This is a genomic window from Streptomyces sp. NPDC048461 (assembly GCF_055587105.1).
Genome location: NZ_JBVJGW010000003.1, coordinates 237,643 through 250,739 on the forward strand (window position 1 = coordinate 237,643; position 13,097 = coordinate 250,739).

A 13,097-nucleotide genomic window follows, 5' to 3' on the forward strand; every position below is an offset into this window, starting at 1 on the left:
CACGGCATTTGCCGCTTCCCCCGGAGAGGGTCGCACGGCGCGCGGGGCGGTTCGTTGACCGCGGCGACCGTTGCACTAAAGTGACGCGAACCGGCCGGAGCCCGGCCCTGACCGGCCGCCCGGCCCCCGACGAACACTCCGCGTGCGCGGCGCGTACGCACGGCCCGGCCCCCTCCCGCTCACCGGCCGGCCGGGGCCGGCTTCCCCGGTGCCGCCGGACGGGTACCGCTCCCGAGCGGGTGGGGACCCGGCGGTGCGTGCGCGCGGTGCGCCGTTATCTGAGAGGGCGCTTTGACTAGCGAGTCCCGACATGTCCCGGTGATGCTCCAGCGGTGCCTGGACCTGTTGGCCCCGGCGCTGGAGAGGCCCGGGGCCGTCGTCGTCGACTGCACCCTCGGCCTCGGCGGCCACAGCGAGGCCCTGCTCACCCGCTTCCCCGAGGCGCACCTGATCGGCCTCGACCGCGACAAGGAGGCCCTGCGGCTCTCCGGCGAACGGCTCGCACCCTTCGGCGACCGGGCCACCCTCGTCCACGCGATCTACGCCGACCTCGCCGAGGTCCTGGACGGGCTGCGCATCCCCACCGTCCAGGGCGTCCTCTTCGACCTCGGCGTCTCCTCCATGCAGCTCGACGAGGCCGAGCGCGGGTTCGCGTACGCCCAGGACGCGCCGCTGGACATGCGGATGGACCAGACGACGGGCATCAGCGCCGCCGAGGTGCTCAACACCTACGCGCCGGGCGAACTGGTGCGCATCCTGCGCCAGTACGGCGAGGAGAAGCAGGCCAAGCGGATCGTGTCCGCGGTCGTCCGGGAGCGGGAGAAGGAGCCCTTCACCAACAGCGCCCGGCTGGTCGAGCTGATCCGCGACTCCCTGCCCCAGGCGGCCAAGCGCACCGGCGGCAACCCCGCCAAGCGGACCTTCCAGGCGCTGCGCATCGAGGTCAACGGCGAGCTGTCGGGCCTGGAGCGGGCGATCCCGGCGGCGGTCGACCGGATCGCGGTCGGCGGCCGGATCGCGGTGCTCTCGTACCACTCGCTGGAGGACCGCCTGGTGAAGCAGGTCTTCGCGGCGGGCGCGACCTCCACGGCCCCGCCCGGACTGCCGGTGGTCCCGGAGAAGTACCAGCCGAAGCTGAAGCTGCTGACGCGCGGCGCGGAACTGCCCACCGAGGAGGAGATCGCCGAGAACCGGCGGGCCGCCCCGGCACGCTGCCGCGGCGTCGAACGCATCCGGGAGGCGAAGCTGTGACGGCCGGGGGCGGCAAGGCGGGGAAGTTCGCCACGCTGACGCGCGGCCGGGCGGCCCGCGTCGGCAAGGCCCTCGGCGGCCGCCCCGGCGCCCGTCCCGCGGGCTCCTCCGCGGGACAGGCGGCCCGGATGCCGTTCGTCCTGCTGGTCGTGGCCCTGCTCGGCGGCGGCCTGATCAGCCTGCTGCTGCTGAACTCGGCGCTGAACGAGGGCTCCTTCCGCCTGAGCAAGCTCAAGAAGGAGACCACCGTCCTCACCGACGAGGAACAGGCGCTCCAGCGCGATGTCGACGCCTACTCCGCCCCCGACGCGCTGCAGCGCCGGGCGCAGGAGCTGGGCCTCGTCCCCGGCGGCAGCCCGGTCTTCATCAGCCCGGACGGCAAGGTCGCCGGCGCCGCCGCCCCGGCCGAGGCCCCGCCCCCGCCGTCCCCGCCGCCGTCCCCGGCACCCACCCAGGGCCAGGCCCCGGCCCCGAACCCCTCCCAGACCCCGGGCACGCCGCCCCCGGCCGGGTCCTCCTCCGCCCCGGCGTCCCCGGCGGCGTCCGCGGCGGCCGCCCCGCCCGGGCAGGCCCCGGCCGCCACCGGCGGTTCCCAGCAGCCCAGCCAGCCCCCCGGAAGGTGACGTCGTGACGCGGACCCCTGCGGGACCCACCCCCGCCCCGCCCGCCCCCGGAGCGGGGCGGAGCCCCCGCAACCCGGGCGCGGACCCGCTCCGCGGCGCTGCCCGCCGCCCCTCCGGGGGCGCGGCGTGAGCCCGCAGGAGCCGCCGCGCCGGCGGGTCCCCGGACCCGGGCGGCCGCGCCCGGGGGACCGGGCCCGCGCCGCGGGCGGCGCGCGCCCCGCATCCCGGCCCGCGACCCGGCCCGCGACCCGCCGCCCGGCGGCCGGACCGTCGAGGCCGCACACCATCCGGCTCGGCAGCCCCAGGCCCCGGCTGCGCCTGGTCGGCGTCGGGCTGACCCTGGTCATGCTCGCCTTCGTGGTCCGGCTGCTCCAGGTCCAGGCCGTGGACGCCCCGGCCTTCTCCGCCGAGGCCTCCAAGAACCGCTACACCAGCGTCAGGCTGGCCGCCGAGCGCGGTGAGATCACCGACCGCAAGGGCGTGGCCCTGGCCACCAGCGTCGACGCGTACGACATCACCGCCGACCCGAAGATGTTCACCCCGCAGGACAGCAAGGCCCCGGACGCCCCCGAGCAGGCCGCGGCCCTCCTCGCGCCCATCCTCGGCAAGGACGCCAAGGAGCTCGCCGCGCGGCTGAGGACCCCGAACACCCGCTACGTCGTGATCGCCTACCGGCAGACCCCCCAGGTCTGGAACCAGATCAAGGACCTCAAGCGGGTCTTCGCGGACAAGGCGGCCGCCGACAAGCGCAACAACGGTCCCGGCGCCAACGTCCTGGCCGGCGTGTTCAACGAGAACAGCAGCAAGCGCGTGTACCCGGGCGGCGACCTCGCCGCCGGGATACTGGGTTACGTCAACGCCGAGGGCAAGGGCGGCGGCGGCCTGGAGTCCTCCCTCGACAAGAAGCTGTCCGGCAAGGACGGCGAGGTCACCTACGCCCAGTCCGGCGGCCGCCGGGTGCCCACCGCCGGATCCAGCGAGAAGCCCGCCGTACCCGGCGAGGACATCGAGCTGACCATCGACCGCGACATCCAGTGGGCGGCCCAGAGCGCCATCGCCGAGCAGGTCCAGAAGTCCGGGGCCGACCGCGGTTACGTCATCGTCCAGGACACCGGCACCGGCGAGATCCTCGCCATGGCCAACGCCCCCGGCTTCGACCCCAACGACCTGACCCGCGCCCGCTCCACCGCCATGGGCAACGCGGCGCTCCAGGACGTGTACGAGCCCGGCTCCACCGCCAAGGTGATGTCGATGGCCGCCGTACTGGAGGAGAAGAAGGCCACGCCCGGCACCCACGTGGAGGTCCCCAACCGGCTCCACCGCGGGGACCGGCTGTTCAAGGACGACATCGACCACCCGACCTGGTACCTGACCCTCAACGGCGTCCTGGCCAAGTCCTCCAACATCGGCACCATCCTGGCCACCGGGCAGCTCGGCCCCACCCAGCCCGAGGCCAACAAGGTGCTGCACTCCTACCTCACCAAGTTCGGCATGGGACGGCCCACCGGCCTGAACTACCCCGGCGAGTCCCGCGGCATCCTCGCCGCGCCGGAGGCCTGGTCCACTTCGCAGCAGTACACGATCCCGTTCGGCCAGGGCATGTCCCTCAACGCCATGCAGGCGGCCTCCGTGTACTCGACCATCGCCAACGGCGGGGTCCGGATCGAGCCGACCCTCGTGCGCGGCACCAAGGGCCCCGACGGGCGCTTCACCCCGGCCCCGGCCCCGGAACGGAGCCAGGTGGTCAGCAAGGAGACCGCCAAGACGCTGGCCGAGATGCTCGAATCCGTGGTCGACGACCAGGACGGCACCGGCACCAAGGCCCGCATCCCCGGCTACCGGGTCGGCGGCAAGACCGGCACCTCCAACCGGGTGGATCCGGCCACCGGCCGCTACAAGGGCTACACCGCCTCCTTCGCCGGGTTCGCACCCGCCGACAACCCCCGCGTCACCGTCTACTGCGCCATCCAGAACCCCACCAAGGGCAGCTACTTCGGCGGCCAGATCTGCGGCCCCATCTACAAGAAGGTCATGGAGTTCGCCCTCAAGACCCTCCAGGTCGCCCCCACCGGAACCGCCCCCGCCGGACTACCGGTCACCTTCGAACCCGGCCCGCAGCCCGGCCCGCAGCCCAGTCCGCAGCCCGGCCGGTGACCCCCAGCCCGGCCGGCCCGCCAGAAATGCGTGAGGCACCACCAGTGACAACGATCACCCCGAAACCCGGGAACCAGCCGACCGCCGGCACCGGGGCCGGGCCCTCGCTTCGCGAGCGGCCCGCCGCGCCCGGTACGCTCACCGCCGTGTCCCACGCTGATCAGCCCAGAACCACCCAGAAGGACGCCCCGGCAGTGCCGCCGGGAGCGCCCCGGCCCGAGTCCGCCAGCCCGACGCCACTGGGCGCTCTGGCAGCGCTGCTGGGCCTGCCGGAACCGGCCGCCACACAGATCACCGGCATCACCCACGACTCCCGTGCGGTGCGCCCCGGAGACCTGTACGCGGCCCTGGCGGGCGCCCGCACCCACGGCGCCGACTTCGCCGCCCAGGCGGCCGGCCTCGGCGCCGCCGCCGTGCTGACCGACCCCGCGGGGGCGGAGCGCGCCGCCGCGACCGGACTGCCGGTCCTGATCGCCCCGGACCCGCGCGGCCGGATGGGCGAGCTGGCCGCGGCGATCTACGGGCGGCCCGGCGAGGGCCTGCTCCAGATCGGCATCACCGGCACCTCCGGCAAGACCACCACGGCGTACCTCGTCGAGGGCGGGCTCCGGGCCGCCGGCCGCAGCACCGGGCTCGTCGGCACCGTCGAGATGCGCATCGGCGACGAGCGCATCAAGTCGGAGCGGACCACCCCCGAGGCCACCGACCTGCAGGCCCTGTTCGCCGTCATGCGCGAACGCGGGGTCGAGGCCGTCGCCATGGAGGTCTCCAGCCACGCCCTGGTGCTCGGGCGCGTGGACGGCTGCGTCTTCGACGTCGCCGTCTTCAACAACCTGAGCCCGGAGCACATGGAGTTCCACTCCGACATGGAGGACTACTTCCAGGCGAAGGCGGGGCTGTTCACCGCGCGCCGCGCCCGCCTCGGCGTGGTCAACCTCGACGACGAGTACGGCCGCCGCCTCGCCAAGGAGACCGCGATCCCGGTCACCACCTTCTCCGCCACCGGTGACCCGGCCGCCGACTGGCGTGCCGAGGACGTGGTGTTCGGCCCGGCGAGCTCCACCCTGACCCTGACCGGCCCAGCCGGACAGCGCGTCCGGGCCACCGCGCCGCTGCCCGGCCCGTTCAACGTCGCCAACACCGTGGCCGCGATCGTCACCCTCGCCGCCGCCGGCATCGACCCGCAGACCGCCGCCGACGGCGTCGCCGCGGTCCCCGGCGTCCCCGGCCGGCTGGAGCGGGTGGACGCGGGGCAGCCGTACCTCGCCGTCGTCGACTACGCCCACAAGACGGACGCCGTCGAATCCGTCCTGCGCGCCCTGCGCGAGGTCACCGAGGGCCGGCTGCACATCGTGCTCGGCTGCGGCGGCGACCGCGACACCACCAAGCGCGGCCCCATGGGCGCGGCGGCCGCCCGGTACGCCGACGTCGCCGTCCTCACCTCCGACAACCCGCGCTCCGAGGACCCCCTCGCGATCCTCGCCGCGATGCTCGAAGGCGCCGTCTCCGTACCGCCCGCCGAGCGCGGCACCGTCCTGGTCGACGCCGACCGGGCCGCGGCCATCGCCGCAGCCGTGGCGCGCGCCGAGCCCGGGGACACCGTCCTGGTGGCGGGCAAGGGGCACGAGCAGGGCCAGGACACGGCGGGCACCGTCCGCCCCTTCGACGACCGCACGGTGCTCCGCGCCGCGATCGAACGCCAGGCTGCGCAGAGCAGAGCAACGAACGCCCCACAGGCCGAGGTGAACCAGTGATCGACCTCTCCCTCGCCGAGATCGCCGACATCACCGGCGGGCGGCCCCACGACATACCGGATCCGTCGGTGCGGATCAGCGGGCCCGTCGTCATCGACTCCCGCCAGGTGGAGGCCGGCAGCCTCTTCGCCGCCTTCGACGGCGAGCACGTCGACGGCCACGACTACGCGGAGCGCGCGGTCGCCGCGGGCGCGGCGGCCGTCCTCGCGGCCCGGCCCGTCGGCGTGCCCGCCGTCGTCGTGCCCGACGTCGAGAAGGCGCTCGGCGCCCTCGCCCGGGCCGTCGTCGAACGCCTCGGCACCGACGTGGTCGCCCTGACGGGCTCCGCGGGCAAGACGTCCACCAAGGACCTCATCGCCCAGGTGCTCCAGACCCACGCCCCCACCGTGTGGACGCCCGGCTCCCTCAACAACGAGATCGGCCTGCCGCTCACCGCCCTGAAGGCCACCGCGGAGACCCGGCACCTGGTGCTGGAGATGGGGGCCCGGGGGATCGGCCACATCGCGTACCTCACCGGACTGACCCCGCCGCGCATCGGGCTCGTGCTGAACGTCGGCACCGCCCACATCGGCGAGTTCGGCGGCCGCGAGCAGATCGCGCTGGCCAAGGGCGAGCTGGTCGAGGCGCTGCCGTCCGAGGCCGAGGGCGGCGTCGCCGTCCTCAACGCCGACGACCCGCTCGTACGCCCCATGTCCGCCCGCACCAAGGCCCGTACGGTGCTCTTCGGCGAGGCCGAGGACGCCGACGTCCGGGCCACCGACGTCCGCATGACGGACGCGGGACAGCCCTCCTTCACACTCCACACACCCACCGGGTGCGGCGAAGTGACCTTGCGGCTGTACGGTGAGCACCACGTGTCGAACGCGCTCGCCGCGGCCGCCGTCGCCCATGTACTGGGCATGTCCGTCGAGGAGATCGCCACCGCGCTCTCCGGGGCGGGCACCTTGTCCCGGTGGCGGATGGAGGTCACCGAGCGGGCGGACGGCGTGACGATCGTCAACGACGCCTACAACGCGAACCCGGAGTCCATGCGGGCCGCTCTGCGCGCACTTGCCGCGATGGGGGGCTCCGCGCGGGCCGCCGGGGGACGCACGTGGGCGGTGCTCGGCCCCATGGCCGAGCTCGGTGACGCATCGCTCGCCGAACACGACGCGGTGGGACGGCTTGCCGTCCGGCTCAACGTGAGCAAGCTCGTCGCAGTCGGGGGCAGGGAAGCGTCCTGGTTGCAACTGGGCGCATATAACGAGGGTTCGTGGGGTGAGGAGTCGGTGGTCGTGTCCGACGCGCAGGCGGCGGTCGACCTGTTGCGCAGTGAGCTGCGCCCGGGTGACGTCGTGCTGGTGAAGGCTTCGAGGTCGATCGGTCTGGAGCGGGTCGCGCTGGCATTGCTGGAGCGCGAGGGCGGGGTCGCCGACCGATGAGGCAGATCCTGTTCGCCGGAGTCATCGGCCTGTTCCTGACCCTCATCGGCACCCCGCTGCTGATCAAGCTGCTGGCCCGCAAGGGCTACGGCCAGTTCATCCGCGACGACGGCCCCCGCGGCCACGCCGGGAAGAAGGGCACGCCCACCATGGGCGGCATCTCCTTCATCCTGGCGACGCTCATCGCGTACGCCCTGACGAAGGTCATCACCGGCGAGCCGGTGAGCCTCTCGGGCCTGCTCGTGCTGTTCCTCATGGCGGGCATGGGCGTCGTCGGCTACCTCGACGACTACATCAAGATCGTCAAGCGGCGCTCGCTCGGCCTGCGCGCCAAGGCGAAGATGTCCGGGCAGCTGATCGTCGGCATCGCGTTCGCGGTGCTCGCGCTCCAGTTCAAGGACTCGCGCGGGCTCACCCCGGCCTCCGACAGGCTGTCGTTCGTCACGGACTTCGGCTGGTCGATCGGCCCGGTGCTGTTCGTGCTCTGGGCCCTGTTCATGATCCTGGCGATGTCCAACGGCGTGAACCTGACCGACGGTCTGGACGGCCTGGCCACCGGCGCCGCCGTGATGGTCTTCGGCGCCTACACCTTCATCGGCGTCTGGCAGTACCAGGAGTCCTGCGCCAACGCGCAGACCCTGCCGTACCCGAACGCCTGTTTCGAGGTGCGGGACCCGCTCGACCTGGCCGTCGTCGCCTCCGCCCTGATGGGCGCCTGCTTCGGCTTCCTGTGGTGGAACACCTCGCCCGCGAAGATCTTCATGGGCGACACCGGCTCGCTGGCCCTCGGCGGCGCGCTCGCCGGCCTCGCGATCTGCTCCCGCACCGAGTTCCTGATGGCGCTCCTCGGCGGTCTCTTCGTCCTCATCACCATGTCGGTCGTCATCCAGGTCGGCTCCTTCAAGCTGACCGGCAAGCGCGTCTTCCGGATGGCACCGCTGCAGCACCACTTCGAACTCAAGGGGTGGTCCGAAGTCCTTGTGGTGGTCCGCTTCTGGATCATCCAGGGCATGTGCGTGATCGTGGGTCTCGGTCTCTTCTACGCGGGATGGGCAGCGGACAAGTGACGTCCTGGCAGGGCAAGAACATCACCGTCGCCGGTCTCGGCGTGAGCGGCATCAGTGCCGCCCGCGCCCTGGCCGGCTTCGGCGCATCCGTGACCGTCGTCGACGGCGGCGACAGCGAGGGCCACCGCGCCCGCGCAGCGGAGCTGGAGGCGGCCGGGATCGCGGTGCGCCTCGCGGACGCGCAGACCCTGCCCGAGGGGACCGACCTGGTCGTCACCTCGCCCGGCTGGAAGCCCGACAGCCCGCTCTTCGCGGCGGCCGCGCAGGCCGGCGTCGACGTGGTCGGCGACGTGGAGATCGCCTGGCAGCTGCGCGGCGAGAACGCCGCGCCGTGGCTCGCCATCACCGGGACCAACGGCAAGACCACCACCACCCAGATGCTCGCGTCGATCCTCAAGGCCGCCGGCCTGCGGACCGCGGCCGTCGGCAACATCGGCACCCCGATCATCGACGTGGTGCTCCAGGAGGGCGCGTACGACGTGCTCGCCGTCGAACTCTCCAGCTACCAGCTGCACTGGGCGCCGTCCCTGCGCGCCCACTCCGCGGCCGTGCTCAACCTGGCGCCCGACCACCTCGACTGGCACGGCTCGATGGAGGCCTACGCCGCCGACAAGGGCCGCATCTACGAGGGCAACACGGTCGCCTGCGTCTACAACGTCGCCGACCGGGCCACCGAGGACCTCGTGGTGGAGGCGGACGTCGAAGAGGGCTGCCGGGCCATCGGCTTCACCCTCGGCGCCCCCGGCCCCTCCATGCTCGGCGTGGTCGACGGCATCCTCATCGACCGCGCCTTCGTCGCCGACCGGCACAAGAACGCCCAGGAACTGGCGCAGGTCGAGGACGTCAACCCGCCCGCCCCGCACAACATCGCCAACGCCCTCGCCGCGGCCGCCCTGGCCCGCGCCTTCGGCGTGGAGCCGCGCGCGGTCCGCGACGGGCTGCGCAACTTCCGCCCGGACGCCCACCGCGTCGCGTACGTGGACGAGGTCGCCTCCGTCACGTACATCGACGACTCCAAGGCCACCAACACGCACGCCGCGGAGGCCTCCCTGGCGGCCTTCGAGCCGATCGTGTGGATCGCCGGGGGGCTCGCCAAGGGCGCGACCTTCGACGAGCTCGTGGTCCGGTCCGCGAAGCGGCTGCGGGCCGTCGTGCTGATCGGCGCCGACCGGGCCCTGATCGCCGAGGCGCTGGCGCGACACGCGCCCGAGGTCCCGGTCACCGACCTCGACCGGACCGACACTGGGGCGATGCTCGCGGCGGTGCGGGAGGCGGCCCGGCTCGCCGAGCCCGGCGACACGGTCCTGCTGGCGCCCGCCTGCGCATCCATGGACATGTTCGCGAACTACAACAAGCGCGGGGACGCGTTCGCCGACGCGGTGCGCGAACTGGCCGCCGAGAGCGCCTAGGCCGAAGGCTCCGAGGCGGGTTCCCTCCGGCCGGCCGCTCGCCCCGTACGAGTGGAGGGGAAGATCACAGATGCCGGCCAAGCAGATGCTTCCGGGGCGGCGGCCGTCCGCCGCGAGGGCGCAGGGCCGCAAGCGCCCGGCGCCGGGCGCCCGGCGGCCCGCCGGGCGCGGGCCGCTGGCCCGGTTCCGGCGCACGCAGGAGCAGGTGCGCAAGGCGTGGGACCGTCCCCTCACCGCGTATTACCTGATCTTCGGCAGCTCGCTGCTCATCACCGTGCTCGGCCTCGTGATGGTCTACTCGGCCTCCATGATCAAGGCGCTGCAGCTCGGCCTCGGTGACGCGTACTTCTTCAAGAAGCAGTTCCTGGCCGCCCTGATCGGCGGCTGCCTGCTGCTCGCCGCCTCCCGGATGCCGGTCAAGCTCCACCGGGCGCTGTCCTATCCGGTGCTCGCCGGCACGCTCTTCCTGATGGCCCTGGTCCAGGTTCCCGGGATAGGGGTGTCGATCAACGGCAACCAGAACTGGATCTCCCTCGGCGGTCCGTTCATGCTGCAGCCCAGTGAGTTCGGCAAGCTGGCACTGATCCTGTGGGGCGCCGACCTGCTCGCGCGCAAGGGCGACAAGGGCCTGTTGAGCCAGTGGAAGCACCTGCTGGTGCCGCTGGTCCCGGTGGCGTTCCTGCTGCTCGGACTGATCATGCTCGGCGGGGACATGGGCACCGCGATGATCCTCGGCGCCATCCTGTTCGGCCTGCTGTGGCTCGCGGGCGCCCCGACGCGGCTGTTCGTGGGGGTGCTGGCGTTCGCGGGTGTGATCGTCGCACTTCTGATCAAGACGAGCCCGCACCGCATGGACCGGCTGTCGTGCCTCGGCGCGACAGAACCGGGCAAGAACGACCTTTGCTGGCAGGCCGTGCACGGGATCTACGCCCTCGCCTCGGGCGGCTGGTTCGGTTCCGGCCTCGGGGCCAGCGTGGAAAAATGGGGACAACTACCCGAAGCCCACACGGACTTCATCTTCGCCATCACCGGGGAGGAACTGGGTCTGGCGGGCACGCTGTCGGTACTCGCCCTGTTCGCGGCCCTAGGCTATGCGGGTATCCGCGTGGCCGGACGCACGGAGGACTCCTTCGTACGGTTTGCCGCGGGAGGCGTGACCACCTGGATCACGGCGCAAGCCGTGATCAACATCGGTGCGGTGCTCGGCCTGCTGCCGATCGCCGGAGTCCCGCTCCCGCTGTTCTCCTACGGGGGGTCGGCCTTGCTGCCGACGATGTTCGCGGTCGGACTGCTCATCGCGTTCGCGCGGGAGGAGCCGGCGGCGCGCGCGGCCCTCGCGATGCGGCAGCCGAAGAGCGGCTGGCGGCGGACCGGGGTGAGATGGAAATCGATGAGACGGCGCGTCAAGAAGCGTCCGTCCGGAGAGCGGTGAATTTCGGTGCATGTCGTACTCGCCGGTGGGGGGACCGCCGGCCACATCGAGCCGGCGCTCGCCCTCGCGGACGCCCTGCGCAGGCAGGACCCTTCAGTGGGCATCACCGCCCTCGGCACGGAGCGCGGACTGGAAACCCGCCTGGTGCCGGAACGCGGCTACGAGCTGGGCCTGATCCCCGCCGTACCGCTGCCCCGCAAGCCCACCCCGGAACTGATCACGGTCCCCGGGCGGCTGCGCGGCACCATCAAGGCCGCGGAGGAGATCCTCCTGCGCACCAAGGCCGACTGCGTCGTCGGCTTCGGCGGCTACGTGGCGCTGCCCGGCTACCTCGCGGCCAAGCGGCTCGGGGTGCCGATCATCGTCCACGAGGCCAACGCCCGGCCCGGACTGGCCAACAAGATCGGCTCCCGGTACGCGCACGCCGTCGCGGTCTCCACCCCCGACAGCAAGCTGCGCGGCGCCCGCTACGTCGGGATCCCGCTGCGCCGCACGATCTCCACCCTCGACCGGGCCGCCGTACGGCCCGAGGCGCGCGCCGCGTTCGGCCTGGACCCCAACCTGCCGACGCTGCTCGTCTCCGGCGGCTCGCAGGGCGCCCGCCGCCTCAACGAGGTGATCCAGGCGGTCGCCCCGACCCTCCAGCGCTCCGGGATCCAGATCCTGCACGCGGTGGGCCCGAAGAACGAACTGCCGCGTGTCGACAACATGCCCGGGATGCCGCCTTATGTGCCGGTACCGTACGTGGACCGGATGGACCTCGCGTACGCCGCCGCCGACATGATGCTGTGCCGCGCGGGTGCGATGACCGTCGCCGAACTGTCCGCCGTCGGGCTCCCGGCCGCCTACGTCCCGTTGCCGATCGGCAACGGCGAACAGCGGCTCAACGCCCAGCCGGTGGTCAAGGCCGGAGGCGGCCTGCTCGTGGACGACGCGGAGCTGACGCCCGAGTGGGTGCTCGGCCAGGTCCTCCCGGTGCTGTCCGACCCGCACCGCCTGTACGAGATGTCCCGCGCCGCCGGCGAGTTCGGCCGCCGGGACGCCGACGAGCTGCTGGTCGGCATGGTGTACGAGGCGATCGCGGCACACCGGGCCCGCTGAGGCGGGAACGCACAGACGCAGGAGGCACAGGAGTGGCCGGAGCGAGCACCGCACAGCGCGGCACACCGGGTTCTGGCGGGCCCTCCCGCAAGGGCCCCGGCTCTCCCGGGCGCCCCGGGCCCCCGAAGCCCCCCGCGCCGTCGCAGAGGACCGGCCCGCGGGGCCCCGGCGGACGTCTGCGCCGGGGCCCCGTACTGGCCGCCCTGGCGGCCGCGGTGCTCCTCGCCGGGGGCGTCACCTGGGTGCTCTACGGCTCCTCCTGGCTCCGCGTCGAGAAGGTCACCGCCGCCGGCACGGACGTGCTCACGCCCGAGCAGGTCCTGGCCGCGGCGGCGGTGCCGGTCGGCGCGCCCCTGGTGAGCGTGGACACCGACGAGATCGAAAACCGCGTCAGGGGCCGCCTGCCCCGTATCGATTCGGTCGATGTCGTACGGGCCTGGCCGCACGGAATCGGGCTGAAAGTGACGGAACGCAAACCGGTCCTGCTCATCAAAAAGGGCGCCGACTTCGTGGAAGTGGACGCTTCGGGTGTGCGATTCGACACGGTTCCGAAAGCACCGGAGGGCGTTCCCGTGCTGGAATTGAACGCCTCGGGGTCGCCGAGCGCCCGCCGCTTCGACGAGGAGCGGCTGCTCCACGAGGCCGTGCTCGTCGCCGGATCGCTCCCCGGACCGGTCGCCAAGGAGACCCTGCAGGTCAAGGTGGGTTCCTACGACTCGGTCCTGCTGGAGCTGACCCGGGGGCGCACCGTGGCCTGGGGGAGCGGTGAACAGAGTGACGCGAAGGGGCGTGCGTTGACCGCTTTGCTGAAAGCCGCGCCCAAGGCCGATCACTTCGACGTGAGCGTCCCCACCGCCCCTGCGGTGTCCGGGAGTTGACGTCGGG

The 13,097-nt window shown here is 73.0% G+C and carries 10 protein-coding genes; all 10 read left to right on the forward strand.

Annotation, left to right across the window (positions count from 1 at the left end):
• Nucleotides 1-291: 291 nt before the first annotated feature.
• The 10 genes from rsmH (at nucleotide 292) to ACZ6S8_RS06705 (ending at nucleotide 13,090) form a co-directional block, all read left to right on the forward strand.
• On the forward strand, nucleotides 292-1,251 hold the full coding sequence (gene rsmH, locus ACZ6S8_RS06660; RefSeq protein WP_469453112.1) for a 16S rRNA (cytosine(1402)-N(4))-methyltransferase RsmH: 960 nt from the start codon (nucleotides 292-294) through the stop codon (nucleotides 1,249-1,251).
• The gene (gene ftsL, locus ACZ6S8_RS06665; protein ID WP_469453113.1) at nucleotides 1,248-1,874 is read left to right on the forward strand and encodes a cell division protein FtsL; all 627 of its coding nucleotides are present in this window, start codon (nucleotides 1,248-1,250) and stop codon (nucleotides 1,872-1,874) included. The genes rsmH and ftsL overlap by 4 nt, the downstream gene beginning before the upstream one ends.
• Before the next feature lie 126 nt (nucleotides 1,875-2,000).
• On the forward strand, nucleotides 2,001-4,028 hold the full coding sequence (locus ACZ6S8_RS06670; protein WP_469453115.1) for a peptidoglycan D,D-transpeptidase FtsI family protein: 2,028 nt from the start codon (nucleotides 2,001-2,003) through the stop codon (nucleotides 4,026-4,028).
• A 44-nt stretch (nucleotides 4,029-4,072) separates the two neighbouring features.
• Entirely contained in the window at nucleotides 4,073-5,782 is a 1,710-nt protein-coding gene (locus tag ACZ6S8_RS06675; protein WP_469453117.1) for a UDP-N-acetylmuramoyl-L-alanyl-D-glutamate--2,6-diaminopimelate ligase, read from the forward strand.
• Nucleotides 5,779-7,203: a UDP-N-acetylmuramoyl-tripeptide--D-alanyl-D-alanine ligase gene (locus ACZ6S8_RS06680; protein ID WP_469453118.1), complete on the forward strand. Its 1,425-nt coding sequence runs from the start codon at nucleotides 5,779-5,781 to the stop codon at nucleotides 7,201-7,203. The genes ACZ6S8_RS06675 and ACZ6S8_RS06680 overlap by 4 nt, the downstream gene beginning before the upstream one ends.
• A complete protein-coding gene (gene mraY / locus ACZ6S8_RS06685) occupies nucleotides 7,200-8,270 on the forward strand; it encodes a phospho-N-acetylmuramoyl-pentapeptide-transferase (RefSeq protein WP_469453120.1) in 1,071 nt (356 codons plus the stop codon). The genes ACZ6S8_RS06680 and mraY overlap by 4 nt, the downstream gene beginning before the upstream one ends.
• The gene (gene murD, locus ACZ6S8_RS06690; RefSeq protein ID WP_469453122.1) at nucleotides 8,252-9,679 is read left to right on the forward strand and encodes a UDP-N-acetylmuramoyl-L-alanine--D-glutamate ligase; all 1,428 of its coding nucleotides are present in this window, start codon (nucleotides 8,252-8,254) and stop codon (nucleotides 9,677-9,679) included. The genes mraY and murD overlap by 19 nt, the downstream gene beginning before the upstream one ends.
• A gap of 70 nt (nucleotides 9,680-9,749) precedes the next feature.
• Nucleotides 9,750-11,111 carry a putative lipid II flippase FtsW gene (gene ftsW / locus ACZ6S8_RS06695; RefSeq protein ID WP_469453123.1) on the forward strand — a complete coding sequence of 454 codons (1,362 nt, stop codon included), beginning with the start codon at nucleotides 9,750-9,752 and terminating at the stop codon, nucleotides 11,109-11,111.
• A gap of 6 nt (nucleotides 11,112-11,117) precedes the next feature.
• Nucleotides 11,118-12,212, forward strand: a complete 1,095-nt coding sequence (gene murG, locus ACZ6S8_RS06700; RefSeq protein WP_383924068.1) for an undecaprenyldiphospho-muramoylpentapeptide beta-N-acetylglucosaminyltransferase — start codon at nucleotides 11,118-11,120, stop codon at nucleotides 12,210-12,212.
• A gap of 32 nt (nucleotides 12,213-12,244) precedes the next feature.
• On the forward strand, nucleotides 12,245-13,090 hold the full coding sequence (locus ACZ6S8_RS06705) for a cell division protein FtsQ/DivIB (protein WP_469453125.1): 846 nt from the start codon (nucleotides 12,245-12,247) through the stop codon (nucleotides 13,088-13,090).
• Nucleotides 13,091-13,097: the final 7 nt, after the last annotated feature.